Annotated in this window: 28 protein-coding genes and 1 tRNA gene; 16 read left to right on the forward strand and 13 right to left on the reverse strand. The window is 65.0% G+C overall.

Features of this window, described 5'->3' with window-relative positions; genetic code table 11:
- Positions 1-122: 122 nt before the first annotated feature.
- The 6 genes from trbL to Q0D44_RS12590 are packed head-to-tail and all read left to right on the forward strand — an operon-like array spanning position 123 to position 4,745.
- On the forward strand, positions 123-1,445 hold the full coding sequence (trbL, locus tag Q0D44_RS12565) for a P-type conjugative transfer protein TrbL (RefSeq protein ID WP_294136935.1): 1,323 nt from the start codon (positions 123-125) through the stop codon (positions 1,443-1,445).
- A gap of 3 nt (positions 1,446-1,448) precedes the next feature.
- Positions 1,449-2,270, forward strand: coding sequence for a conjugal transfer protein TrbF (trbF, locus tag Q0D44_RS12570; protein ID WP_294136936.1), 822 nt, complete (start codon positions 1,449-1,451; stop codon positions 2,268-2,270).
- Positions 2,267-3,106, forward strand: coding sequence for a P-type conjugative transfer protein TrbG (gene trbG, locus Q0D44_RS12575; RefSeq protein WP_294136937.1), 840 nt, complete (start codon positions 2,267-2,269; stop codon positions 3,104-3,106). The genes trbF and trbG overlap by 4 nt, the downstream gene beginning before the upstream one ends.
- Positions 3,103-4,308: a TrbI/VirB10 family protein gene (locus Q0D44_RS12580; RefSeq protein WP_294136938.1), complete on the forward strand. Its 1,206-nt coding sequence runs from the start codon at positions 3,103-3,105 to the stop codon at positions 4,306-4,308. The genes trbG and Q0D44_RS12580 overlap by 4 nt, the downstream gene beginning before the upstream one ends.
- Positions 4,309-4,311: 3 nt before the next feature.
- Positions 4,312-4,542, forward strand: a complete 231-nt coding sequence (locus tag Q0D44_RS12585) for a DUF2274 domain-containing protein (protein WP_294136939.1) — start codon at positions 4,312-4,314, stop codon at positions 4,540-4,542.
- The gene (locus tag Q0D44_RS12590) at positions 4,539-4,745 is read left to right on the forward strand and encodes a helix-turn-helix domain-containing protein (RefSeq protein ID WP_294136940.1); all 207 of its coding nucleotides are present in this window, start codon (positions 4,539-4,541) and stop codon (positions 4,743-4,745) included. Before Q0D44_RS12585 ends, Q0D44_RS12590 begins: the two co-directional genes overlap by 4 nt.
- A gap of 78 nt (positions 4,746-4,823) precedes the next feature.
- On the opposite strand, the gene Q0D44_RS12595 is transcribed toward Q0D44_RS12590, so the two are convergent.
- From Q0D44_RS12595 to Q0D44_RS12605, 3 genes are all read right to left on the reverse strand, one after another.
- The gene (locus Q0D44_RS12595; protein WP_294136941.1) at positions 4,824-5,429 is read right to left on the reverse strand and encodes a hypothetical protein; all 606 of its coding nucleotides are present in this window, start codon (positions 5,427-5,429) and stop codon (positions 4,824-4,826) included.
- Positions 5,430-5,534: 105 nt separating this feature from the next.
- Positions 5,535-6,761: an integrase arm-type DNA-binding domain-containing protein gene (locus Q0D44_RS12600; protein WP_294136942.1), complete on the reverse strand. Its 1,227-nt coding sequence runs from the start codon at positions 6,759-6,761 to the stop codon at positions 5,535-5,537.
- Positions 6,762-6,938: 177 nt separating this feature from the next.
- Positions 6,939-7,025 (reverse strand) — tRNA-Leu (locus tag Q0D44_RS12605).
- Positions 7,026-7,155: 130 nt separating this feature from the next.
- On the opposite strand from Q0D44_RS12605, the gene Q0D44_RS12610 reads away from it, so the two are divergent.
- Both Q0D44_RS12610 and Q0D44_RS12615 read left to right on the forward strand, forming a co-directional pair.
- Complete coding sequence (locus tag Q0D44_RS12610; RefSeq protein ID WP_294136943.1) at positions 7,156-7,911, forward strand: alpha/beta hydrolase; 756 nt, start codon at positions 7,156-7,158, stop codon at positions 7,909-7,911.
- Complete coding sequence (locus Q0D44_RS12615) at positions 7,911-8,789, forward strand: tetratricopeptide repeat protein (RefSeq protein WP_294136944.1); 879 nt, start codon at positions 7,911-7,913, stop codon at positions 8,787-8,789. The genes Q0D44_RS12610 and Q0D44_RS12615 overlap by 1 nt, the downstream gene beginning before the upstream one ends.
- Before the next feature lie 41 nt (positions 8,790-8,830).
- Here the strand turns inward: Q0D44_RS12615 and Q0D44_RS12620 are convergent, their stop codons facing one another.
- Complete coding sequence (locus Q0D44_RS12620) at positions 8,831-9,538, reverse strand: SIMPL domain-containing protein (protein ID WP_294136945.1); 708 nt, start codon at positions 9,536-9,538, stop codon at positions 8,831-8,833.
- Between the two features lie 102 nt (positions 9,539-9,640).
- On the opposite strand from Q0D44_RS12620, the gene Q0D44_RS12625 reads away from it, so the two are divergent.
- From Q0D44_RS12625 to Q0D44_RS12635, 3 genes are read left to right on the forward strand one after another with little or no spacing between them, the layout of a single operon-like run.
- Entirely contained in the window at positions 9,641-10,075 is a 435-nt protein-coding gene (locus Q0D44_RS12625; RefSeq protein ID WP_294136946.1) for a VOC family protein, read from the forward strand.
- Between the two features lie 5 nt (positions 10,076-10,080).
- Positions 10,081-10,803 (forward strand): hydroxyacylglutathione hydrolase, encoded by a 723-nt coding sequence (gene gloB / locus Q0D44_RS12630; RefSeq protein WP_294136947.1) that lies wholly within the window; start codon positions 10,081-10,083, stop codon positions 10,801-10,803.
- 52 nt (positions 10,804-10,855) lie between these two features.
- Positions 10,856-11,257: a hypothetical protein gene (locus Q0D44_RS12635; RefSeq protein WP_294136948.1), complete on the forward strand. Its 402-nt coding sequence runs from the start codon at positions 10,856-10,858 to the stop codon at positions 11,255-11,257.
- 91 nt (positions 11,258-11,348) lie between these two features.
- Here the strand turns inward: Q0D44_RS12635 and bla are convergent, their stop codons facing one another.
- The 4 genes from bla to ruvA form a co-directional block, all read right to left on the reverse strand.
- On the reverse strand, positions 11,349-12,245 hold the full coding sequence (gene bla / locus Q0D44_RS12640) for a subclass B3 metallo-beta-lactamase (protein WP_294136949.1): 897 nt from the start codon (positions 12,243-12,245) through the stop codon (positions 11,349-11,351).
- Between the two features lie 8 nt (positions 12,246-12,253).
- Positions 12,254-13,996 (reverse strand): AMP-dependent synthetase/ligase, encoded by a 1,743-nt coding sequence (locus Q0D44_RS12645; protein ID WP_294137031.1) that lies wholly within the window; start codon positions 13,994-13,996, stop codon positions 12,254-12,256.
- 125 nt (positions 13,997-14,121) lie between these two features.
- Positions 14,122-15,141, reverse strand: coding sequence for a Holliday junction branch migration DNA helicase RuvB (gene ruvB / locus Q0D44_RS12650; RefSeq protein WP_294136950.1), 1,020 nt, complete (start codon positions 15,139-15,141; stop codon positions 14,122-14,124).
- On the reverse strand, positions 15,138-15,746 hold the full coding sequence (ruvA, locus tag Q0D44_RS12655) for a Holliday junction branch migration protein RuvA (RefSeq protein ID WP_294136951.1): 609 nt from the start codon (positions 15,744-15,746) through the stop codon (positions 15,138-15,140). The genes ruvB and ruvA overlap by 4 nt, the downstream gene beginning before the upstream one ends.
- A gap of 127 nt (positions 15,747-15,873) precedes the next feature.
- Here ruvA and Q0D44_RS12660 point away from each other — a divergent pair, with 127 nt between their 5' ends.
- Together Q0D44_RS12660 and Q0D44_RS12665 are read left to right on the forward strand one after the other, a co-directional pair.
- Positions 15,874-16,449, forward strand: coding sequence for a peptidase S14 (locus Q0D44_RS12660; RefSeq protein WP_294137032.1), 576 nt, complete (start codon positions 15,874-15,876; stop codon positions 16,447-16,449).
- A 7-nt stretch (positions 16,450-16,456) separates the two neighbouring features.
- Positions 16,457-17,092 carry a DUF1345 domain-containing protein gene (locus Q0D44_RS12665; protein ID WP_294136952.1) on the forward strand — a complete coding sequence of 212 codons (636 nt, stop codon included), beginning with the start codon at positions 16,457-16,459 and terminating at the stop codon, positions 17,090-17,092.
- A gap of 6 nt (positions 17,093-17,098) precedes the next feature.
- Here the strand turns inward: Q0D44_RS12665 and Q0D44_RS12670 are convergent, their stop codons facing one another.
- Positions 17,099-17,416, reverse strand: coding sequence for a hypothetical protein (locus Q0D44_RS12670; protein ID WP_294136953.1), 318 nt, complete (start codon positions 17,414-17,416; stop codon positions 17,099-17,101).
- Positions 17,417-17,567: 151 nt separating this feature from the next.
- Between Q0D44_RS12670 and Q0D44_RS12675 the strand changes: the two genes are divergently transcribed.
- Entirely contained in the window at positions 17,568-18,869 is a 1,302-nt protein-coding gene (locus Q0D44_RS12675; protein WP_294136954.1) for an isoprenylcysteine carboxylmethyltransferase family protein, read from the forward strand.
- Positions 18,870-18,887: 18 nt separating this feature from the next.
- Here Q0D44_RS12675 and Q0D44_RS12680 read toward each other — a convergent pair whose 3' ends face one another.
- A complete protein-coding gene (locus Q0D44_RS12680; RefSeq protein ID WP_294136955.1) occupies positions 18,888-20,261 on the reverse strand; it encodes a glutamate--cysteine ligase in 1,374 nt (457 codons plus the stop codon).
- A gap of 100 nt (positions 20,262-20,361) precedes the next feature.
- A complete protein-coding gene (locus Q0D44_RS12685; RefSeq protein WP_294136956.1) occupies positions 20,362-21,108 on the reverse strand; it encodes a 16S rRNA (uracil(1498)-N(3))-methyltransferase in 747 nt (248 codons plus the stop codon).
- Between the two features lie 95 nt (positions 21,109-21,203).
- Between Q0D44_RS12685 and ubiA the strand changes: the two genes are divergently transcribed.
- Positions 21,204-22,106, forward strand: coding sequence for a 4-hydroxybenzoate octaprenyltransferase (gene ubiA, locus Q0D44_RS12690; RefSeq protein ID WP_294137033.1), 903 nt, complete (start codon positions 21,204-21,206; stop codon positions 22,104-22,106).
- Positions 22,103-23,569: a phospholipase D-like domain-containing protein gene (locus tag Q0D44_RS12695; protein ID WP_294136957.1), complete on the forward strand. Its 1,467-nt coding sequence runs from the start codon at positions 22,103-22,105 to the stop codon at positions 23,567-23,569. The genes ubiA and Q0D44_RS12695 overlap by 4 nt, the downstream gene beginning before the upstream one ends.
- Here Q0D44_RS12695 and Q0D44_RS12700 read toward each other — a convergent pair.
- Positions 23,566-23,823, reverse strand: a complete 258-nt coding sequence (locus Q0D44_RS12700; protein WP_294137034.1) for a BrnA antitoxin family protein — start codon at positions 23,821-23,823, stop codon at positions 23,566-23,568. The genes Q0D44_RS12695 and Q0D44_RS12700 overlap by 4 nt on opposite strands.
- Positions 23,804-24,076, reverse strand: coding sequence for a BrnT family toxin (locus Q0D44_RS12705; protein ID WP_294136958.1), 273 nt, complete (start codon positions 24,074-24,076; stop codon positions 23,804-23,806). Before Q0D44_RS12705 ends, Q0D44_RS12700 begins: the two co-directional genes overlap by 20 nt.
- Positions 24,077-24,145 lie beyond the last annotated feature (69 nt).

Genomic DNA, 24,145 nt, shown 5'->3' on the forward strand with positions numbered 1-24,145 from the left:
GCTCGATCCGGACTCGCGACCGGCGGCGTTCCCTCCCGTCCCGGTCGCCGTCGCGGGGCGCGGTCCAGCTCCCCCACCGCGTCCCGCGACACCTCTTCAATCGCCAGCAGGAAGGCAGCCACTTGAACGACCTCAACGTCATCGACCGCTTCCTGCAGGCGTTCATCACCTACATCGACAGCGGTTTCGGGTTGCTGGGTCCCGATGTCGGGTTCCTGACCGCGACGCTGATCGGCATCGACATCACGCTCGCTGGGCTGTTCTGGGCAATGGGCGGCGAGGACAATGTCATCGGCCGCTTTCTCAAGAAGATCCTCTACATTGGCGCGTTCGCGTTCATCCTGAACAGCTTCTCGACGCTCGCCGACATCATCTTCCGCTCGTTCGCGCAGGCGGGACTGACCGCAGGCGGTGGGACGCTTTCGGCTGACGACCTGCTCAAGCCCGGACGGCTTGCAGGCACCGGCTTCTCGGCGGCCTGGCCGCTGCTCGAACAGGCCAGCGAAATGGTCGGGTTCACGACCTTCTTCGACAATTTCCTGACGATCATGGTGCTGCTGTTCGCCTGGGCGCTGGTGATCGTCGCCTTCTTCATCCTAGCCGTGCAAATGTTCGTCTGTATCCTCGAGTTCAAGCTGACCAGCCTCGCCGGGTTTATCCTCGTGCCGTTTGCGCTGTGGAACCGGACCAGCTTTCTCGCCGAGCGCGTGCTCGGCAATGTCGTAAGCTCGGGCATCAAGGTTATGGTGCTCGCCGTCATCGTCGGCATCGGCTCCAATTTCTTCACCGAGTTCACCGAAGCGCTGCAGGGCCAGGAGCCCGACATCGGGCAAGCCATGAGCCTCGTGCTCGCCAGTCTGTCGCTATTTGGCCTCGGGATCTTCGGTCCGTCGATCGCCTCGGGTCTCGTCGCCGGCGCGCCGCAGCTGGGTGCCGGCGCGGCGCTGGGCACCGCCGTCGGCGCGGCCGGCGTGACCATGCTGGCCGGTGGCGCAGCCGCTGGTGGCGCGCGGGCGCTTGGCGGGGCGGCATTGGGCGCAGTGCGATCGGGCACGGCAATGGGGTCGGCCGCATCGACCGCCTACCAGCTCGGCCGCGAGACGGCCGCCACGCCATCGGTCGGCGCGGGCCTCGGCGGTGTCGCGCGTGCTGCCGGCAATGCCGCCAGGTCGCGCGCCGGCAGTGCGCTCGGTCTGGGCGAGGCCACTGCCAGCGGACGCCAGGCGGCATGGAACGCGCTTAACCAGAACTCGACCCAGAACTCTCCGTCGTCGTCTCAGGGTGGACCGGGCGGCGGCGGGGAGACCGGCACGCCCGCCTGGGCGCGCGCGATGCGCGACCAGCAGACCAGCCGGCATCGGCGTCAGGTCGCAATCCATACGCTCCAGCAGGGCGACCGCGGCGGCGCGTCCGCCACCCCCGACATCAAGGAAAGGAACGACTGAGCCATGTTCTTCAAGCGAAGTGCGCAGCGCTACGGGCGCACGCCCCCTCCCGAGACGCCGTACCAGCGTGCGGGCCAGCTCTGGGACGACCGGATCGGATCTGCTCGTGTGCAGGCGCGCAACTGGCGACTGATGGCGTTCGGTTGCCTCGCCCTAACCGCTGGCACGTCGGCGGGCCTTGCCTGGCAGTCGCTGCAGAGCCGCGTCACGCCCTATGTCGTCGAGGTCGACGGGCTGGGTGAGGCTCGGGCCGTACAGGCCGCTGATGTCGATTACCGGCCGACCGATCCGCAGGTCGCATGGCACCTGTCGCACTTCATCACCAATGTCCGCTCGGTGTCGCTCGACCCGGTGCTGATGCGCCGCGACTGGCTTGAAGCCTACGACTTCGCCACCAGGCGCGGCGCGCAGTTCCTCGGCGAGTATGCGCGATCAGCCGCGCCATTCGCCAATGTCGGCGAGCGGACCGTGTCGGTGCAGGTCACCAGCGTCGTCCGGGCATCGGACAAGTCGTTCCAGGTGAAGTGGACCGAGACCGCCTTCGAGCGCGGCTCGCAATCCGGCACCAGCCGCTGGACTGCGATCCTGACGACCGTCACCCGCCCGCCGGCATCCGCCGATGTGCTGCGCAAGAACCCGCTCGGCATTTACGTGGACGCCGTCGACTGGAGCCGCGAACTGGACGGCGAGGCTCCCGTGCGCCCTGCGCCGACTGCGTTACCCGCGGACATACCCTCGACTGTCGCAAGCTCGATCCCCGCCGGATCGCCCCTCGATCCCGCGACCGGCACCCCGGCCATCAACGCCCAGGAGACGCAACCATGAAATCGGCCATCCTTCCAGCGCTCGTCGGCATTCTCACCGCCGCGCCGGCACTAGCCCAGCCTGAAACAACGGCGGGATCGATCCGTCATGTCGCGACCGCCAACCGCGAAGCGACGTTCCGGCCGGCGCCGTCCGGGTTCATCGGCGGCGCGCAGGTCTATCCCTGGAGCGAGGGTACGATCTATATCGCCTACACGGCGCCCGGACTGGTGACCGACATCGTCCTCCAGTCCGGTGAATCGCTGATCGCGGTGGCGAGCGGGGATACCGCGCGTTGGGTGATCGGCGACACTACCAGCGGCTCCGGCGAGACGAAGCAAACGCATTTGCTCGTGAAGCCCTTCTCGGGCGGTCTCGTCACCAATCTTGTCGTTACGACAGACCGTCGCACCTATCATGTCCGGCTGGTCAGCACTTCGGCGACCGCGCTGTCGTCGATGCGCTGGACCTATCCGCAGGATGAGTTGCTGGCGCTCCGACGCAAGGCGGAAGGCGAGCGAGCCGCCGCGCCAGTCGCTACGGGACTGTCGGTCGAGACGCTTCACTTCAACTACGCGATCAGCGGCGACAAGCCTGTATGGCGTCCGTTGCGCGCTTTCGACGACGGCCAGCGGACCTATGTGGAGTTCCCCGCATCGTTGGCGAGTAGCGAGGCACCGCCGCTGTTTCTCGTCGACCGCGAGGGCAAGGCTGAGCTGGTCAACTACCGGCTGAGCGGCCGCTTCTACATCGTCGACCGGATCTTCGACGCCGCGGAGCTTCGTCTCGGCCTGAAGAAGCAGCAGATTGTGCGCATCGACCGCACAGCGCCATCAGCCAAGCGGAGGGGCGCATGACGGAGGCCGCTGCACCTGCGCCAGCCGCATCGGGCTTGCCGCCCCAGTCCCCGCAGCCAAAGCTCGATCCAGAGACCTTGGCCATCCGTTCGCGCCCGGCGCGGGCGATCCGCTTCCGCAAGGGTGCGATCATCGGCATCGCGGCGCTTGGATCAGTCAGCCTGATGGGAATCGCCTGGATGGCGCTTAAGCCGCAGGTGTTCCGACAGGTGGCCCAGGAAAGCGAGCTTTCGCAGCCGATGTCGAAGCCGGCGTCCGACGCGCTATCCGGCTTGCCGTCCAGCTACGGCAACGCGCCGAAGCTCGGGCCGCCGCTTCCCGGCGACCTCGGTCGGCCGATCCTGCGGGCGCAGCAACAGGCGGAGGGCGTCGCCCCACCCACGCGGGTCGATACCGCCGAGGCCGAACGCCAGCAACGCCTCGCCGACCTCAAGGCCGCGCGGGAATCGGGATTGATGACGCAGGTGCAATCCAGCCGTGCTGCTCCCGTTTCGCTAGAAGTCGATCCGGCCTCAGGCGTGTCAGGCGCACTGCCAGCGCCAGCTGCCACCGGCACGCGCAAGGAGCAATTCGCTTCGGCACGCGAAAAGGACGGTGACCTCAACTCAGGCAGCTTGGTCTCGCCGCTCTCGCCGAACAGCCTGCTCGCGGGCAGCGTCATCGCAGCCAGCCTCATCACCGGGCTGAACTCCGACCTGCCCGGCATGGTCACGGCGCAGGTGACCCAGAACGTCTTCGACACGGTGAGGGGCAACATCCTGCTGGTGCCGCAGGGTGCACGGTTGATCGGCAAATACGATTCGGTCGTGGCGTTCGGCCAGCGTCGCGCGCTGGTCGTGTGGCAGCGCCTCATCCTGCCCGATGGCGGCTCGATCCGGCTCGACAACATGCCCGCGACCGATCCGGCAGGCTATTCGGGTCTCGCCGACAAGGTCGACTTTCACACTTGGGCGCTTCTGAAGGGCGTGGCTATCGCCACGTTGCTCGGCGTCGGCTCGGAATTGTCGATCTCGGGTGAAACCGATCTCGTTCAGGCCATCCGCGAGTCCGCCCAATCGAACACGGCACGGGCGGGCGACCAGGTCACGCAGCGTAACCTCGACATCCAGCCAACACTCACGATCCGGCCGGGCGCGCCGGTCCGAGTGCTCGTGACCCGCGATCTTGTCCTGGTGCCGTGGCGCGGCATAACGGGGAGTTGACCAATGGTTGATCTGAAACTCGCCAAGTTGCCGGATCGCACGCCGGTCAAGCTCGCCATCACCATCACGCCCGACTTGCAGAGCGCCCTCAACGATTACGCCGCGGTCTATGCGCAGGCCTATGGCCGCGAGGAGCCGGTCGCCGAACTGATCCCCGCGATGCTGGCGTCGTTCCTCGACAGCGACCGCAACTTCGCCAGGGCGCGCGACGACGCGCGCAGGGGGCGGACATGATCGAGCGGGCCTGGGAGCAGAAGATCGAGCCGCTTACGGTGCGTATCTCGACGGCCGTCCGCATCACCGGTCTCAGCCGGTCGAGGATCTACGAGCTGATCCAATCCGGCGACATCGACACGGTGAAGGTCGGCCGCTGCACACTGGTTCAGTTCGAGAGCCTGAAGGCATTGACCCGCAGTCGAGCGGCGTCAGACGGCTGAGGTTGGCTACCGGCCATTCGCTTGAACCCGACAGCTTATTGCAACCTCCGCGGAAGTCGCCCCGAACTGGATGGCCGCCTACCGATCGATGCCATCGTGGGCGCGGGCGTAGAGTTCGGGACGCGTTCGGGCGAAGTGCAGGCGTGTCGCGCGAGCCTCGGCAAGACCCGGTGCGAACGCCTCCCACGCCGCCACCGCCGAGACGAGACTGCCTGATCGCTCGAGCAGCCGGTCGGCGAGCGCTACCACGACCAGGTTCGGCGTGACTTCGGGCCGGACCACCAGCAATCGTTCCAGCGCCTGCGCCTCATTTCCGGGACCAAGTCGGTCGGCGAGGATCGCCAGCGCTATCCCGGCAGAGCGTCCCACGCCGTGGAAGCAATGCACCAGCAGCGAGCGATCGATCCTAGCCCGCGCGAAGACGACTGCCCGCTCCACGTCTCCCAGCGTCGCCACGCGGATGCCGAGGCTGTCGGTGTCGACGTCCTCGAACTGGAGCACGAGATGCGCCCTTCCGGGATCGGGCGCGAACCGTAGTCGCAGGTTTGGCCGGGCGCCCGGCTGCTCGATCGTGATCACCGCGTCGAACTTGCGCTTGTGGCGCTTCGCCTGCGGCAGGCTTCCGACGGACACGCCGCCGGGCTTGGGCAATGCTAGCGGGGCTGGTTTCGTATATCCCGACATGTTTCGTGCTCACGGAATTGCAGTGAGACCGTTAGGACAATGCCTGCGTCATTTTGGGGAACGTGCCGGTGCCTGTCTGAACACCGGCACGCCCACGGCCGGCGATCAGGCGCGCCGCGCCGCCGGAAAGGCTGGCCGTAGGATCTTCCCACCGCCGCGCAGCTGGTCGAGATAGTCCGACCAGCGCTGCATCATGACGACGCGCTCGTCCCAATATTCGCCGCGAGCATAGGCTCGCCGGACCTGGTTGGTGTCGACATGGGCGAGCTGGCGCTCGATCGCGTCGGGGTTCCATTCGCCCATCTCGTTGAGCAGCGTCGCGGCCATCGCCCGGAAGCCGTGCGCGGTCATCTGGTCGGTCGTGTAGCCGAGCTTGCGCAGGCCCTGGTTGACGGCATTCTCCGACATCGCCTTGCGCGGCTTGCCGAGGCACGGGAACAGGTATTTCCACCAGTGCGTGTGCTCGTGAAGCTCCTTGAGCATCGCGATCACCTGCCGTGACAGCGGCACCCGGTGCGGCCGTCGCATCTTCATGCGCTCCGCAGGGATAAACCAGATCGCCTCGTCGAAATCGATATCGGTCCATTCGGCCTGCCTCAGCTCGCCGGGCCGAAGCAGCACATGGGGGGAGAGCCGCATTGCCATGACGGTGACCTTGTGGCCGCTGTAGCCGTCAATGGCCCGGAGCAAAGCGCCGACCTCGGACGGCCGCGTGATGGCCGCGAAATGCTTGACCTTCGGCACGGCGATAGCACCGCGAAGGTCGGCGGCAACATCCTTGTCGCACCGAACCGTCGCCACGCCATAGCGGAACACGCGGCTCAGGACGCTGCGCATGCGCCGTGCGCTCTCGTATGCGCCGGTCGCCTCGACCTTGCGAAGGACGGCGAGCGCCTCATGCGGTGTGATCTGCGCGATCGGGATCGTGCCGATCAATGGATAGGCCTTGGCGAGAAGCCAGCGGATCTTGTCGACGGTCACCGGCGCGAGACCGTCCCGCTCGCATTTGACGAGCCATTCCTCGGCGACCGCCTCGAAGGTGTTGGCAGCAGCGTATTTGGCGGCGATCCGGGCGCGCTTTTTCTCCAGCGCCGGATCGATCCCCTCGGCAATCTTCTTCTTGGCCTCGTCGCGCCGCACACGCGCCTCCGCGAGGCTTACCGTTGGCCATCCACCGAGATGAAGCTTCTTCTGTTTGTCCAGAAAACGGTAGTTGAAGCGCCACAGCTTCGAGCCGTTGGGCTGGATGACGAGATAGAGATTCTGAGAATCGGTAAGGTTCCAGGCCTTCGCTCTCGGCTTGGCGGCATTGATCTGGATGTAGGTCAGCATGGTCGTTTTCCCAGCAAGGCCGGGTCGATCCGAGGGCACCAAAAAGAGCAGCATTTTGTGGTCGCTGCTGGTGCCCTTAGCCGGATTTCGCCGGACGGTGTCTGGCGATTCTCGGCCTAAAAATGCTGTGAAACCAGCCGCTTACTGGATGCTGCTGGACGTCTCCAGAGCCAGTATTGGTGCCCAGAAGAGGACTCGAACCTCCACGACCTTGCGATCGCCAGCACCTGAAGCTGGTGCGTCTACCAATTCCGCCATCTGGGCACGGGGTAGGAGCGCGCAACTAGCCGCTGCCCTTGGGGCTGTCAACGCAGGAAAGCGGATAATTTTTGTGGTTCGGGCAAAAAGGCGGGTTATGGGCGATCACGCCCTTTGCCCAACAGGATGCCCTGCCATGACCCATGCCGACTTTGTGCCGCCCGCCCTGTTTGTCCGGCCTGACGGGTTGCGTCTGGCCTATCGGCAGTGGAGCGGGATGTGGCCGACGATCGTCTTTCTGCCGGGCTATATGTCCGACATGGAGGGGGGTAAGGCGGTCGCGCTGGATGCCTGGGCGGTGCGTAACGGGCGGGCGATGCTGCGGCTGGACTATGCGGGGTGTGGGGCGAGCGAGGGGCGCTTTGTGGATGGGACGCTGGCCAGCTGGCGGGACGATGTGCTGCTGCTGATCGACGCACTGGTCGAGGGTCCGGTAGTGCTGGTGGGATCATCCATGGGCGGCTGGCTGGCGCTGCTGGTGGCGCTGGCGCGGCCGGATCGGGTGGCGGGGCTGGTCGGGATCGCGGCGGCGCCGGATTTCACCGACTGGGGCTTTACCGACGCGGACAAGGCATTGCTGATGACCGAGGGGCGGATCGAAGAGCCGACCCCCTATGGCGACCAGCCCTATGTGACGACGCTTGGTTTCTGGGAATCGGGGCAGGCGCTGCGGTTGCTCGATGGGCCGATCGCGATCGACTGCCCGGTGCGGCTGCTTCAGGGGCAGCGGGACGATGATGTGCCGTGGGAGACGGCGCTGCGGACTGCGGGGCTGGTGCGTTCATCCGATGTGCAGACGCTGCTGGTTAAGGACGGCGACCACCGCCTTTCCCGCGACTGCGACATCGCCCTGCTGATCCGCACCGTCGCCAGCCTGTTGGATAGTCTCTGATGCCCCTTTTTCTGCCGATCCTGTTGCTGGCTCAGGCCTATGACCCGGAGATTGAGGCGGTGATGAACCGCAGCCGCAAGGAGAAGCAGGAGGCTGCTGCTGCGGCGGTTGCGGCACCCAAGGCGACGGCGGCGCGGGAGGATGGGCGGATTCCGGTCCCGGCCAAATTTGCGGCACCCTTTCAGGCCTGTCTGGATCAGGCGGTCGAATCGCCCGATGCGGCGGTCGCCTTTGCGCAGAAGTGGCGGATCGACGGCGGCAGTTTCTATGCGCGGCACTGTATGGGCTTTGCCTATGCGCGGGCGGAGCGCTGGGCGCCGGCGATCGTCGCGTTCGAGCAGGCCGCCGAGGAGGCCGAGCGCAGCGCCGAGATGGCACAGAGCGCAAGGCTGTGGGCGCAGGCGGGCAATGCGGCGCTGGCCAGCGGAGACGCGGCCAAGGCGCGGCAGGATTTCGACGCGGCGCTGGCGCGGGGACTGCCCGACGGCATGGAGAAGGGCGAGGTGCATCTCGATCGGGCGCGGGCGCTGGTGGCGCTGGGCGACGGGGCGGCGGCGCGGGACTCGCTGGATGTAGCACTGGCACAGGCGCCCAAGGACCCGCTGGGCTGGCTGCTATCGGCGACGCTGGCGCGGCGGTCGGGCGAGATGGCGCTGGCGCAGGCGCATATTGCCCGTGCGGTGCAGCTGTCGCCCGATGATGCGTCAGTGGCGCTGGAGGAGGGCAATATCGCCGTTCTGACCGATCATGCAGATGTGGCGCGGTCGGCCTGGCAGCGGGCGGTCAGGCTGGCACCGACGACAGCGGCAGGGAAGGCGGCGGCGGACAATCTGTCGCGATTGCCCGCCGCTGGCACGGTTAAGCCGACACCGAGTTAGACATATAAAATGGTTTTTATCGCCATATAGCTAAACCATTGTTATTTAAGGTAAAAATCTACAGTTGTAACGACACGGACCTTTTTATAGGGGGTGTCGCTCGATCCGTCACCGCCTTCGCCGTCGCGGGCCTCGATCGAGAAATAGCCCTGGGTCGCGCTCTTGATGCTGCCGACGCTGATGCCGCTGTCCTGCGCGAATTGTTCGGCGGCGTTGCGCGCGTCCTTGGTGGCGGCGGCGACCATGGGCGGCTTGAGGTCATTCAGCTTGGTAAAGCTGTAGCGCATCCCCGACCCTTCCTGGAGCGTCACGCCGCGGCGGACGAGGTCGAATTGTTGCGCCACGGCGCGCTGGGCGCGGGCGATGTCGGTGGTGCGCAGCAACATCCGCTGGGTGATGGTGATATTGTTGACACCATTGTTGAGATATTGGTTCACCCCCGCGCCGACCGGGGTGAGCGCTTCGGGCTTGAAGCCCAGGCTGGCGAAATAGGCCTTGAGTTCGCGGGTGTTATTGTCGATTTCGGCGCGTACCGAGGGCAGGTCGAAGCCGGTTGCCGAGTAGCTGATCGACCAGGTGGCGAGGTCCGCCGTCACATCCTTTTCAGCCAGGCCGCGGACGGTGACCGATCGGTCCGCCGCCTTGGCCCGCTTCAGCCCGTCGCCCAGCAGATAACCGCCGCTCATGACGCCCAACGCCAGCAGCGCGGCGCTGCCCAACAATATCTTGTCCCGCAATTCCAATGCCATAATGCTTTCCTCTTCCTTCGGGGGATGCGCGGCCTTATCTATGGGGCTGTCCTGCCAGTCCTGAGATGAACCGTTGCTTTATAGCGACGAATGGAGTGACCCTTGCCCAAATATCTGCATAGCATGGTCCGTGTGACCGACGTGGACAAAAGCATCGCCTTTTTCGACCTGCTGGGCCTGAAAGAGGTCAAAAGGTTCGACAGCGAACAGGGGCGTTTCACGTTGGTTTATCTCGCCGCGCCGGGGGATGAGGAGGCGCAGGTCGAGCTGACCTATAACTGGCCGCCGACCGATGGCAGTCCGGCGGAAAGCTATGATGGCGGGCGCAATTTCGGCCATCTCGCCTATCGGGTCGAGAATATCTACGAGACCTGCCAGCGTTTCCTGGACGCGGGCGTGACGATCAACCGGCCACCGCGCGACGGGCATATGGCGTTCGTGCGCACGCCGGACGGCATTTCGATCGAACTGTTGCAGGACGGGCGGCTGGACCCGGCCGAACCCTGGCTGTCGATGCCCAATATCGGCGCGTGGTAAGCGCGATGCTGGAGGTGGTCCGCATCCCCGTGCTCAGCGACAATTATGTCTGGCTGATGCATGACGCGGCGAGCGGCGAGACGGTGGTGATCGACCCGGCGGTGGCCGATCCTGTGCTGGCGGCAGCGGCAGAGCGCGGCTGGACCATCGGCCAGATCTGGAACACGCACTGGCATGGCGATCATGTCGGCGGCAATGCGGCGATCAAGGCGGCAACCGGCTGCACGATTACCGGTCCGGCGGCGGAGGCGGCAAAGATCGGCACGCTCGACCGGACGGTGGGCGAGGGCGACAGGGTGCAGATCGGGACGCATGTGGCGACCGTGATGGAAGTCCCGGCGCATACTGCCGGGCATATTGCCTATCATCTGGCCGATGACGCCATCGTCTTTGTCGGCGATACGCTGTTTGCGATGGGCTGCGGGCGATTGTTCGAGGGGACGGCGGCGCAGATGTTCGCCAATATGGCGCGGCTGAGCGCGTTGCCGGAGGATACGGCGGTCTATTGCGCGCATGAATATACGCTCTCCAACGGCCGCTTCGCGCTGGGGGTGGAGCCGGACAACATGGCGCTGGCCGTGCGGATGGCAGAGGTCGAGGCGGCGCGGGCGCGCGGCGAGGCGACGGTGCCGACGACGATCGGGCTGGAGCGGGCGACCAATATCTTCATGCGGGCGCGCGACGTGGAAGAGCTGGCGCAGCGCCGCGCCGCGAAGGATGCGGCCTGACGGAACCTGCGCTATGCTGTCGTCCTGTGGGCAGAGAATGAGGAGAGCCGTGATGCGTGCCTGGATATGCCTGACGCCCCTGATGCTGGCTGCCTGCACCGGCAGCTATACGCCCACGCCGCTGACCGACAAGCAGGCCGCAACGCTGGACAAGGCGCTGGCGGGTAAGGTTGCGGGCGAGAAGGTCAGCTGCATCAACCGCGAGCCGCAGACCAACCTGACCGTAATCAGCAATAATGTGCTGCTCTACCGGGTCAGCAGGCGGCTGATTTACAAGAATGAGCTGATCGGTAGCTGCAACGGCCTGACCTATGGCGATACGATGATTACCCGCAGTTTCGGGTCGCAGCTTTGTCGCGGCGACATCGCGACCAGCGCCAATCTGATGACGGGGATGACCACGGGCAGCTGCGCGCTGGGGGATTTCATACCCTATCGCGCGCCGGGGAAGTGAGGGTGCTGGCGGGAACCCATGTCTCGTCACGCGATTGGATTGTCGGAGCCGAGATGGGTCCCCGCCTGCGCAGGGACGACGGGGGGTAGCGTTATCGCCCTTTGGCGGCAGCGGCTTCGCGAGTGAGCCGCTGGTCAAGATTGCTGCGCGCGGTGGCGGCGTAGGTGGCGCAGGCTTTGCTGTCGATCAGCGGGGCTTTTCCGGCGAGGCGATCGTAGAGATTGCTGGAGGCGGGATGCGGGGTGATGAGCAGGTCGCAGCGCAGGGCCGCGACCTTGGCGATGGTGGCGCGCAGGCGTGCGACATAGGCGGGGTGATCGGCAAAGCGATAATGGTTCGCCGATACCGCGCTGAGGCTGTCGGCATAGACGATCCTGCGGCAGCTTTTGCCAGCGCAGGCGGTCCAGGACCAGCTGGTGCCGCCCGGCGAATGGCCCGGCGTCAGATGGACGGTCAGGCGCAGCGACCCCAGCGCGATGGTCTCGCCATCCTTGACGATGCGCCCGACGCGCGCGCCGGCGAAATCGGGGATGCTGCCGCGTTGCGGATCATCGCTGGCCGGGGTGCCGCTTTCCAGCATCGGTCGGGCCGCCGCCGACGCGATCAGGGTTGCGCCGGTGCGTTGCTGGATGGCGTGCAGGCCGCCGACATGATCGACATGTTCATGGGTGGTGAGCAGATATTTGACGTCTGTGGGGCGGAGACCCAGCCGCTCGATATTCGCGATGATCGACGGGACGGCCTGCGCGGTGGCCGCGTCGATCAGGATGTGGCCCTTCGATCCGGTGATCAGCAGCACGGTGATGCCGCAACTGCCGACATCATAGACATTGGCGAAGATGCGGACGGGCGGGGCGGGGTCGCTCCAGCCATCCTTGCCCGCGCATTGGCGCTGATGCTCGGCGATGCTGGCCGGGCCTGATGGCGCGGCGGAGAGTGGCGCGCTGGCGATGATCGCCGCCGCTATGGCCATGGGACGCAGTGCCATCAAGCCCTTCATCCCTTGTAGAGCGCGTCCATCCGATCGGCATAGCGTTTGCGGATGATGTGGCGGCGGATTTTCATCGACGGGGTCATTTCCTCATTGTCGATGGTGAAAGGTTCGTCGGCCAGGATGAAGCGGCGGACCCGTTCGATCACCGACAGGTCGGCATTGACCCGGTCCACCGCCGCGCGCAGCGCCGCGATATAGGCGGGGTTTGCCGGGGCATCGGCGGGCGCGACGCCATTGGCCTGCGCCCATTCGCGGGTCCATTCCGCGTCGGGGACGATCAGGCCGACCAGATAGGGCCGCCGGTCGCCATGGACCATGGCCTGGCCGATCTCATTCTGAAGCGTCAGCATCCCCTCGACCTTTTGCGGGGAGACATTGTCGCCCTTGTCATTGACGATCAGGTCTTTTTTGCGGTCGGTGATGCGGATGCGGCCCTGGCCATCAAATTCGCCAATGTCGCCGGTGTGGAGCCAGCCATCCTTCAGCACTTTTTCGGTTTCGGCCGGGTTGCGCCAATAGCCGTGCATGACCAGTTCGCCACGCACGAGGATTTCGCCATCGTCGGCGATCTTGACCTCCACCCCTTTGAGCGGCGGGCCGACCGTATCCATGGCGATCCCGGCGCGGGGGCGGTTGCAGCTGACCACCGGTCCCGCCTCGGTCTGGCCATAGCCCTGGAGCAGGGTGAGGCCCATCGCGTCGAAGAACAGGCCGACATCGGGGTTGAGCGGCGCGCCGCCGGACACGAGCGCCTTGAGCCGGCCGCCGAAGCGGGCGCGGATCTTGGGGATAAGCGTGCGGGCGAGAACGGCCTTCAGGGGCCGGTCGAGGATCGAGGCTTTGCCCTGCTGCTCCTTCGCGCCGATGCGCAGCGCCTGTGCCATCAGCCAGGTGGGGAATTTGCCCTGCTTCTCGATCGATTTGATGATGCGGGCGCGCAATACTTCGAACAGGCGGGGGACGACGACCATGATGGTCGGGCGGGTTTCCTCGATATTGCTCGCGAGTTTTTCCAACCCTTCGGCATAATAGATTTGCCCGCCCAGCAGCATGGGCAGGAACTGGCCGCCGCTATGTTCATAGGCGTGGGAGAGGGGGAGGAAGGAGAGGAAGCTTTCCTCGCCCCAGCCGAAATCTTCCGCGACGATCGTGCCTGCGCCCTCGGCATTGAGCAGGATCGCGCCATGATGCTGCATCACCCCGCGCGGCGCGCCGCCGGTGCCGCTGGTGTAGATGATGCAGGCCTGGTCGTTGCGGGTCGCGGTCTGGGCGGCGGCGCAGCTGGCGATGTCGGTAGGATGGGCGGCGATCAGATCGTCCCACAAATGGCAGGTCGCCTGTCCCTGCGCGCCGCGCAATGGCTCCATGCCGATGACGAAACTGGCCTGCGACCGGACGACGGCGGGCATCAGCGCCTGGGCCAGCTTGGCGGTCGAAACGATGACGGCGCGGGCGCCGCTGTCGGTCAGGATGTGTTGGTGATCGCGGGTGGTGTTGGTGGTGTAGGTCGGCACGGTGATGCAGCCCGCCGCCATGATGGCAAGGTCGGCGATGCAGAATTCCGGGCGATTCTCGCTGACCAGCATGACCGGGTCGCCGGGTTTGAGGCCGAGGGACCGGAGCGCGGTGGAGAGGGCGGCGACCTGCGCGGCGACCTCATTCCAGCTCAAGGGATGCCATATGCCCTCGCTCTTGCGCCACAGGAAGGGCTTGTCGCCCTGCTCTGCGGTGCGGGTGAAGAACATGGTGACGAGGTTGGGAAATGTCTCGATGGCCCGCAAGGCTCGACTCCTGGGTGTTTGGCGCATCTGGCGCGCGCCTGGCTCATGGCAAAGCTATAGCCACGCCATGCCGTAGGGGCCAAGGCTTTCTAGTCGAAAAGCGTGTTTTGAACATCCTGCGGCGGGTTGAGGCCCAGATGCTTCCAGCCCGGCCCGTTGAGGCAGCGGCCGCGCGCGGTGCGGGCGATGAGGCCGAGCTGGATGAGGTAAGGTTCGATGACTTCCTCGATCGTGTCGCGCGCTTCGGAGAGACCGGCGGCGAGGGTTTCGACCCCGACCGGGCCGCCGCGATAAATGTCGGCGATCATCATCAGATAGCGGCGATCCATCAGGTCAAGGCCCAGCTCATCGACCTCCAGCCGGCGGAGCGAGGCGTCGGCTACCTTGGCATCTACGGCGGCGACGCCCGCGACATTGGCGAAATCGCGCACCCGGCGCAGCAGCCGCCCGGCGATGCGCGGGGTGCCGCGCGACCGGCGGGCAATCTCCATCGCGCCGTCGGGGGTGATGGCAAGGTCCAGCAGGCGGGCGGCGCGGCGCACGACCAGTTCCAACTCGGCGACGGTGTAGAATTGCAGGCGCACCGGGATGCCGAAGCGATCGCGCAACGGTGTGGTGAGCAGCCCCTGCCGTGTGGTTGCGCCGACCAGGGTGAAGGGCGGCAGGTCGATACGGACCGATCGGGCGGACGGGCCTTCGCCGATCATCAGGTCGAGCGCGCGGTCTTCCATTGCCGGGTAGAGGACTTCCTCGACCGCCGGGTTCAGGCGATGGATTTCGTCCACGAACAGGACGTCGCCCTCATCCAGATTGGTGAGCAGGGCAGCAAGATCGCCCGATTTGGCGATCACCGGGCCGGACGTGGCGCGGAAACCCACGCCCATTTCCTTGGCGACGATCTGCGCCAGCGTGGTCTTGCCCAGGCCTGGCGGGCCAAAGAAGAGGACATGGTCGAGCGCTTCGCCGCGCGCCTTCGCGGCCTCGATAAAGACGCGCAGATTGCCGCGCGCGGCCTCCTGCCCGATAAATTCGTCGAGCGACTTTGGGCGTAGCGCGGCGTCGACATCCTCGACGCGGCGGGCGGGGGTGAGGAGGCGGTCGTCGGTCACTTCGCCGCCTTCCGCAGCGCCAGCCGGACCAGTGCGTCGAGGCTGGCGTCGTCGCCCAGTTCCGCTTCGGCGGCGGCGACGGCGGTGCTGGCTTCATGGGGTTTGAAGCCGAGATTTTGGAGCGCAGAGAGGGCGTCGGCGGCGAAGCTGCCGGTGGGGAGGATGGCGATGCCGCCTGCGCCGACCGGGCCGCCAGCCGGGGCCGCGCCGATCTTGTCCTTCAATTCATTGACGATGCGCTGGGCAAGTTTGGGGCCGACGCCGTTGGCGCGGGCGATCATCGCCTTGTCCCCCATGGCGACGGCACGGTGGAGTTCGAGCGGTTCGAGCGCGGACAATATCGCCAGCGCGACCCGCGATCCCACGCCCTGCACATGGGTGAGCAGCCGATACCAGTCGCGTTCCTCCGCGCGGGCGAAGCCGACGAGGCGGATCGAGTCCGCCGCGACCAGCATTTCGGTGTGGATCGTCACGGCTTCGCCGATCGTCCCCAATGCCGCGAGCGTGCGCGAGGAGGCACCGACGAGATAGCCCACGCCCCCCACATCGATGATGGCATGGTCCAGCCCCGTGCTGTCGAGCCGTCCTTTTAGTTTTGCGATCATGTCCGCTGCCCCATGGTCATGATCTGTTCTTTACAGCGTCCGACGCACTACGCCAGCGCAAAAGCGCGGCACCTTTTGCGCGCCCGTGCGTAGTGCAGCGCGAAACCGCAATTTTAAGGAAGTGATGATGTTGATGACTGCGCCGATGCTTGGCCCCAGAGATTTTGAATATCCGTCGATCATGCTGTCGGGCGTGGTCGATCATGGCATGTATCTGCATTTCAAGAATTGCCTGTCGAACGCGCCGCAGCAGGGGCTGGTGGTGGTGGAGATTTCCACGCTGGGCGGCGACCCGGAGATCGCCCGGCTGATGGGCGAGGATATCCGTTTCCATTCGGACCTTTATCCTGAGCGGCGGCTGGTGTTTCTGGGGCGCACGGCTGTCTATTCGGCGGGTGCGACCTTCATGAGCTTTTTCGCGACCGAAAATCGCTATGTGACGCGCGGCACGCGGCTGATGATCCATGAGCGGCTGATCACGAAGAATATCCAGCTGGCCGGGCCATTATCGACCTGCATCGCGACATTGAAGGCGACGCTGAACGAAATTCAGTCGTCGATCGCGATCCAGAATGAGGGGTTCCAGAATCTGATCCTGGGATCGGATATCACGATGGAGGAGCTGCTCGAAAAAGCGCCTGAAAACTGGTATCTGGAGGCCAATGAGGCGCAGGCGCGCGGATTGATCGCCGCCGTGCTATGATCGGGGCATGAGCCGCACCCGTCCCCGCCAACCGATCTTTCCCTGGCGCTATGGCATGTTTCTGGCGCTGCTGGCGACGGCAGCGCCGCTGGCGCTGTGGCTGCGCTGGCATGAGGCGGTGATGGCGGGGTTCGACATCGCCGCACTGGCCTTCATGGCGTCGGTCGTGCCGCTGATACGGTCCGATCCCGATGCGATGCGGGCGAAGGCGAAGGCGAATGACGCCAATCGCGAACTGATGTTGCTGCTGACCGCGATCGTCAGCCTGGTCATATTGGTCGCAGTCGGCGTGGCGGTGAGCCAGCATGGCGGGCCTAAGACGGCGGTGGTCGCCTTACTGCTGGTGACGCTGCTGATCGCCTGGCTATTCTCCAACCTCGTCTATGCCATGCATTATGCCCATATCTTTTATCGCGCCGATAAGGGCGGCGGCGATTGCGGCGGGCTGGATTTCCCGGAGACAAAAGAGCCGGGCTATTGGGATTTCCTCTATTTCGCCTTCACGCTAGGGATGACATTCCAGACGTCGGACATATCGGTCACGGCCAGCGGGGTGCGGCGCACCGTGTTGTTTCAATGTCTCGCGGCGTTCCTGTTCAACCTTGGCATATTGGCCTTCACCATCAACGTGCTGGGCGGCTGATCGGCCCTAGGCGGCGGTGTCGATGGGGCCGCGACCTTGCGACTGGCGCTGTTTGCGGGCGCGGGGTGCGGCATCGTCCATGTTCATGTGGCGGACGGTCCGCCACCATTCGGGCAATATGGGCTTGAGCATTGAGAGGCTGCCGCTGCGGGGCGTGGCGTACCAGTCGTCGCCGACGCGCTGAAAGCGCCAGACCGGATCGCAGTTGAGCGGGACGCGCTCAAAGCCGGGCTGGCTATCGGGGCTGGCAGGGTTCGGGATTTCCTTCAGCTGGGCAGGGATGTTGCGGACGCTGCCATCGGGAAATCGCACCGCAATCGTCATCTCCTGTCTCCATTGTCGAAGGTTATGGAGGAGGTAACGCACTGAGATAAAAAGGGTTCATGGGCTTGCTGTAGGTTAAGATGATTCCTGTCGGCGCGGCTTGGCGACGTCTTTCACCGCTTGCTTACCCTTTTGCGCTAGAGCGAGGATCATGCACGATTCTGCCGATCCCTGCCCCAAATCCGCCGTCAGCCATGGCGTGGGCATCGCTGGCCTTGTCGGCCTTGGCCTGTGGACGCTGGTGTCGCGCCATTATGGCATGGACGGACCCAATGCCGGGTTGGCCGCCGTCGTCGCCTGCGGCCTGCCGATGATATTATGGTCGCTGGTGGTGGACAAGGTGCATCGCAACGCATCGACCGGGATCGACTGGCGCGGGCCGGCAAGGCCGGTGCGTGCGGTGCTGGACATCAGCATCGTCAAGATCGCCGGGCTATGGGCGACCTGGCTGGCTATCGCCATCTTCTATTGCATCGCCCGCTGGTACTGGAGCGGTAATTATCGATTTTCGATGGACCTGTTCACCGCGGCTGCACCATGGCTGCTGGCGCTGTCCATCCCCTATATCCTCTGGATCGACCGGCGGCTGGTGCAGCCCAAGGATGCCAGTTACAGTTTCGGCCAGTGGGTGATCGGCGGCGCGGCGGGCGCGCCCGATATGGCTCAGGTCGCGCACCACGCCCGCGCCTGGACCGTGAAGGGCTTTTTCCTGGCCTTCATGGTTTCGATCGTGCCGGGCAATTTCGCCAGCGTGGTCAATTGGCGGATCGAGGAGGCCTTTGCCAATCCGGTGGCGCTGGCCGGTTTCCTGATCGCGGTCATGTTCATGATCGACGTATGCCTCGCCACGGTCGGTTATATTTTGACCTTCAAGCCGCTCGATTCGCATATTCGCACCGCCAACCCCTATCTGGCGGGCTGGGTCGCGGCGCTGATCTGCTATCCGCCCTTCGTGCTGATGGGTGGTGGCGGGCCGCTCGATTATCATGCGGGCGGGGCGGAATGGGACTATTGGACGCAGGGGTCCGGGGTGTTGCAATGGGTGCTGGGTGGCTGGCTGGTACTGCTGACCGGCCTCTACGCCTGGGCGACGGTGGCGTTCGGCCTGCGCTTTTCCAACCTGACCCATCGCGGCATATTGACCCACGGTCCCTATCGCTGGACCCGGCATCCGGCCTATCTGGCGAAAAATCTGTTCTGGTGGTTTTCGGCGCTGCCTTTCCTGAGCGTGTCCGGTTCGATGGCCGACATGGTGCGCAATTGCGCGATGCTGGCGCTGACCAACGCAGTCTATTATTGGCGGGCGCGGACCGAGGAGCAGCATCTGTCCGCCGACCCGGACTATCGCGCCTATAGCGACTGGATGGAGCGCAACGGCCCGGTGCCACGCTTTTTTGCGTGGGTGACGGGGCGGAAGCGTCCGGCTGCCGCGGTGATTCAGGCGGCGGAGTGAGCCGCCCGAATGATCCGATCAGAAGCTCTCTTCCGCATAGACTTTGCTGACGTCGCCGCCCCATTCGCCATGATAGCGCTCCAGCAGCCGTTCGGCATGGGTCTTGCCGGAGGAGACGACCTCTTCCAGATCGGACAGATAGCCGGTTTCATTGTCGCCTGCCGCATTGAGGCGAGCGCGGGCGGCGAGGCCTGAACGGGCGATGTCGAGCGCGGGGCGGGCGATGTCGCGCAGGGTGCGGCCCTTGCCGATCGGCGCGTCGAGGCCGAGACGCGGCACGGAATCGCGCAAGATCTGCCGATCCTCCATGCTCCAGTCCTTGACCAGATCCCAGGCCGCATCGAGAGCGCCCTGATCGTAGAGCAGACCGACCCACAAAGCGGGAAGGGCGCAGATGCGGCCCCATGGCCCGCCGTCCGACCCACGCATTTCCAGAAAGCTCTTCAATCGCACTTCGGGGAAGGCGGTGGAGAGATGATCCTCCCAATCCTTCTCGGTCGGCTTTTCGCCCGGCAGGACGGACAGTTTGCCGTTCAGGAAATCGCGGAAGGACAGGCCGGAGGCGTCGATATATTTGCCGTCGCGATAGACGAAATACATCGGCACATCGAGCGCATAGTCGGCGTAACGCTCATACCCAAAGCCGTCCTCGAACACGAAGGGCAGCATCCCCGTGCGACCCGGATCAGTGTCCGACCAGATATGGCTGCGGTAGGAGAGGAAGCCGTTGGGCTTGCCTTCGGTGAAAGGCGAATTGGCGAACAATGCGGTGCCGAGCGGTTGCAGGGCGAGGGAGACGCGGAATTTCTTGGCCATGTCCGCTTCGCTGCCATAGTCCAGATTGGTCTGGATGGTGCAGGTGCGCAGCATCATGTCCAGCCCCATGGACCCGACGCGCGGCATGTGCCGTAGCATGATCTCGTACCGGCCCTTGGGCATGATCGGCAGCTCGGCACGGCTTTTGTCGGGCCACATGCCCAGGCCGAGGAAGCCCAGGCCCAGCATGTCGCCGACATATTTCACCTGTTCCAGATGGCGGCCGGTTTCGGCGCAGGTCTGGTGAATGTTGTCGAGCGGCGCGCCAGACAGTTCCAGCTGGCCCGCCGGTTCGAGGCTGATCGTGCCGTCGGTGCCGGACAGGGCGATGATATTCTCGCCCTCAAACACCGGGTTCCAGCCATAGCGGGTCAGGCCGATCAGCAGCGTGTGGATGCCGCCCTTTTCCTCATAGGAGGGGGCGTGATGATCCTTGCGGCTATAGACGAATTTTTCATGTTCCGTGCCGATGCGCCAGCGATCCTTGGGCTTTTCGCCCTTGGCAAAGGCCGCGATCAGCTGGTCGCGGCTTTCGATGACGGGATCTTCACCCGCTGAGTCGGTTCTGGTGCTCATGCCCCGCCCTTAATGCTTCCCCTCGGCCCGTCAAACAGTGACCGGCAATGATCAGATAGGCTCTGCCTATAAACGGTTCAATCCAATAGCGAAATGAAACTTAGTGCCAGTCGCCGTTCAGGGTCATCCATGCCGCCGTCGCGGCGATCGCGGCGGTTTCCGCGCGCAGGATGCGGGGGCCAAGCGAGACCGGCACGGCGCGTGGATGGGCGCGGATCGTTTCGCGTTCGATGGACTCGAATCCGCCCTCCGGCCCGATCAGGAAAGCGGCGGCGCCGGGATGGGCGGCGAAGGCCGTGGTCAGCGGCGCGCCGCCGGTTTCATCGGCGAAAAACAGGTGGCGATCCTGCGGCCAGTCTTTGAGTAGCGCGTCGAGTTTCATCATCGCCGCCAGTTCCGGCAGGGTAGTGCGGCCGCATTGTTCGGCGGCTTCGACCAGATGGGCGTGCAACCGGTCCAGGTTGAGCTTGTCCACTACCGCGCGGCGGGTGAGGACCGGCTGGAGCTTTGCGACCCCCAGTTCGCACGCTTTTTCCGCGATCAGGTCGATGCGGCCTTTCTTGATCGGCGCGCAGCAGAGCCAGAAATCGGGGACGGATTCGGGCGACTTGGTCTGGCTGACACATTCTAGGATCAGGTCGCGTTTGCGGATGTCGCGGGCGCGGGCGGCCCATTCGCCGGACCGGCCATCGAACAGCAGGACGATATCGTCAGGCTTTACCCGCATGACGCTGATCAGATAATGGGCGGGATTGCCATCGACCGGCACTGACACGCCGTCCCCCAACTGGGTTTCGACATGGAGGCGCGGCGCGCTTTGCGGCGGCCAGGCGGGGGTTGCGGTCATGATGCGCTTTCCGTTCGACGAAACTTGCCCGGAGGCTATGGGAGTCTTTAGAGAAGAATGGCCCTTCGACAAGCGCAGGGCGAATGGAGTTGCGTGTGAGCCAGACGATCGTCCCCGACAGCCAGGCGCGTGGGCTGCTGGCGCGGCTGCCGGACACGCCGCGCGCGCTGGTGCAGATGGCGCGCTTCGACCGGCCGATCGGCTGGTGGCTGCTCTTCTGGCCCGGTGCCTGGGCCGTGGCGCTCGCGGGGGGCGGCTTTGCGCGCTGGTCGTTGATTGTCTGGCTGCTGCTCGGCAGTATTGCGATGCGCGGCGCGGGCTGCGTGTTCAACGATATTGTCGATCGCGATCTGGATCGCAAAGTAGCGCGCACGGCCGCGCGGCCGCTGGCGAGCGGGGCGATGAGGGTGCGCACGGCGTGGCTCTGGCTGGTGGCGCTGTCTCTGGTCGGACTGATCGTGCTGCTGCAATTGCGCCTCTATGCGCAGATCGTCGCGCTGGGGTCGCTGGCGCTGGTGGCGGCTTACCCCTTCATGAAGCGGATCACCGGCTGGCCGCAAATCTGGCTCGGCCTTGTCTTTTCCTGGGCGGCTTTGGTGGGGTGGAGCGAGGCGACGGGGGCGCTGACCCCGGCGGGAATTTCGCTCTACGTCGGAACCATTTTCTGGGTTGTGGGCTATGACACCATCTACGCGCTGCAGGATCGGGAGGACGACGCGCTGATCGGCATTGGTTCCAGCGCGCTCTCCATGGGGCGGCACGTCCGGGCGGGCGTGGCGCTGTGTTATCTGTGCGCGCTTGGCCTGTGGGCCGGGGCGATCTGGCAGGTGCGACCGCAAGCGCTGGCGCTGGCCGCGCTGCTCCCAGTGGCGGTGCATCTGCTATGGCAGATTGCGACGCTGCGCGAGGATGGCGTCGATCCGCTGGCCAAATTCCGCTCCAACCGTTTTGCCGGATTGCTGATGTTCCTGGGATGCCTAGTGGTCGGCAGCGCATGAGCGCGGGACCAAAACCGGGCGAGGATTGCTGGCGGATCGCGCGGGCGACGCGGGCCAGCACGATCATCGACGCGGACGCCTATTTCCGCCATGCCCGCGCTGCGATGCTCAAGGCGACGCGGCGGATCATGCTGATCGGCTGGGATTTCGATGCCGCGATCACCCTGGTCCGCGAGGATGAGGCCGATGATGGCGCGCCGGTGGTGATCGGCGATTTCATCAGCTGGCTGGTGGAGCGGACGCCGGAACTGGAGATATTCCTGCTGCGCTGGGACATTGGCGCGATGAAGTCGATGGTGCGGCCGACCAACCTGTTCACGACGCTCAAATGGATGGCGCATCCGCGGGTAACGGTGAAGCTCGACAGCCATCATCCGCCTGCCGCCTCCCATCATCAGAAGATCGTGGTGATTGACGATTGCTTCGCCTTTTGCGGCGGCATCGACATGACGGGCGACCGGTGGGATACGCGCCATCATCGCGATGAGGAGCCGGGGCGGCTGCATCCCGACGGATCACCTTATGGGCCATGGCATGATGCGACCACCGCGCTGATGGGGCCGGTCGCGGCGGCGCTGGGCGACCATGCCCGCAATCGCTGGGTCGGGGCGGGTGGCGACGCGCTGGAGCCGATCGAGGGGGTGCAGGATTGCTGGCCGGACAGTCTGCCGGTGCAGTTTACCGATGTCGACGTGGCCATTGCCCGCACTGCGCCCAAGATGGACGATCAGGACGAACTGACCGAGATTGAGCGGCTCTATTGCCACCAGATCGCGGCGGCGAAGCGCTGCATCTACGCCGAAAGCCAATATTTCGCGTCCCGCCGGATTGCCGAGGCGATCGCCAAACGGCTGGTCGAGCCGGACGGGCCGGACATCGTCATCATCAATCCGACCCAGGCCGATGGCTGGCTGGAGCAGCAGGCGATGGACACGGCGCGCGCGCGCCTGTTCGAGGCATTGAAGGCACGCGACACCCATGGCCGCCTGCGCATCTATCACCCCTTCACGATGCGCGGCGTGCCGATTTATGTCCATGCCAAAATATTGATCGTCGATGATCGGCTGATCCGGGTCGGGTCGTCCAACATGAACAACCGGTCGATGCGGCTGGACACCGAATGCGACGTGACGATCGACACCGCGCTGCCCGCCAATGCCGGGTGGCAGGACAAGATAAGGGCGATCCGCGATGACCTGATCGCCGAGCATCTCGACCTGCCGGTGGCGCGGGTGGCGGCGGTGATCGCGCAGCGCGGGCTGGTCGCGGGGATCGAGGAGATGCGCCAGAAGCCGGGCCGGACGCTGCGCCCCTATGAGACGCCGGACCTGAACGATGTGCAGGCCTGGCTGGCCGACCATGAGGTGCTGGACCCCGAAGGCCCGGACGAAATGTTCGAGGCCGTGAGCGAACGCGGCCTGTTTCGCCGGATGAAGGGCTGGTTCGGGCGGGTTAAGGATTAAAGGCCGAGCGCCTTGCGCAGTTCGGCATTGATCCGGCTTTGCCAGCCCGGCCCGGTGGCGCGGAAACCGTCCAGCACGGCAGCGTCGAGGCGAAGGGTTACCTGCTGCTTGGGATCGTCCGATTTGGGGCGGCCGGGCCTTGCAATAGGGCCGATGCCGGGGCGAATGACCGTGTCGCCAATCCGAAATTCAGCCTGATCGAACATTTCCTCCGTCCATTCCGGGATGTCATCGTCATCCCAGTCTGCGGGCATAGGCTTTCTGTTCTCGGTCATTGCATTTCCTCATGGAGATGACACGCATCCCCTTTTCCGTCGGCGTCCAGACCACCATCATGAGGCGGTCGTTGATCAGGCCAAATGTCTGGAATCGAGGTTCGGGATAATCGAACCTGCCATCTTCTCTGGTAAAGATCGGCCCATCAAAAATCTGCGCGGCATCGGCGAAATCCAGTCCCCGTTCTTCCAGACTTTTCAATCGCTTTACCGGGTCGAAACTGATCTCCATACCTATATCCCCTGCGTGCGTTTGAAGCGCACCGGGGCAATCATGCGCCTGTCTCCGATTTGCAAATTA

It is taken from the genome of Sphingobium sp., assembly GCA_023266575.1.
Lineage (GTDB): Bacteria > Pseudomonadota > Alphaproteobacteria > Sphingomonadales > Sphingomonadaceae > Sphingobium.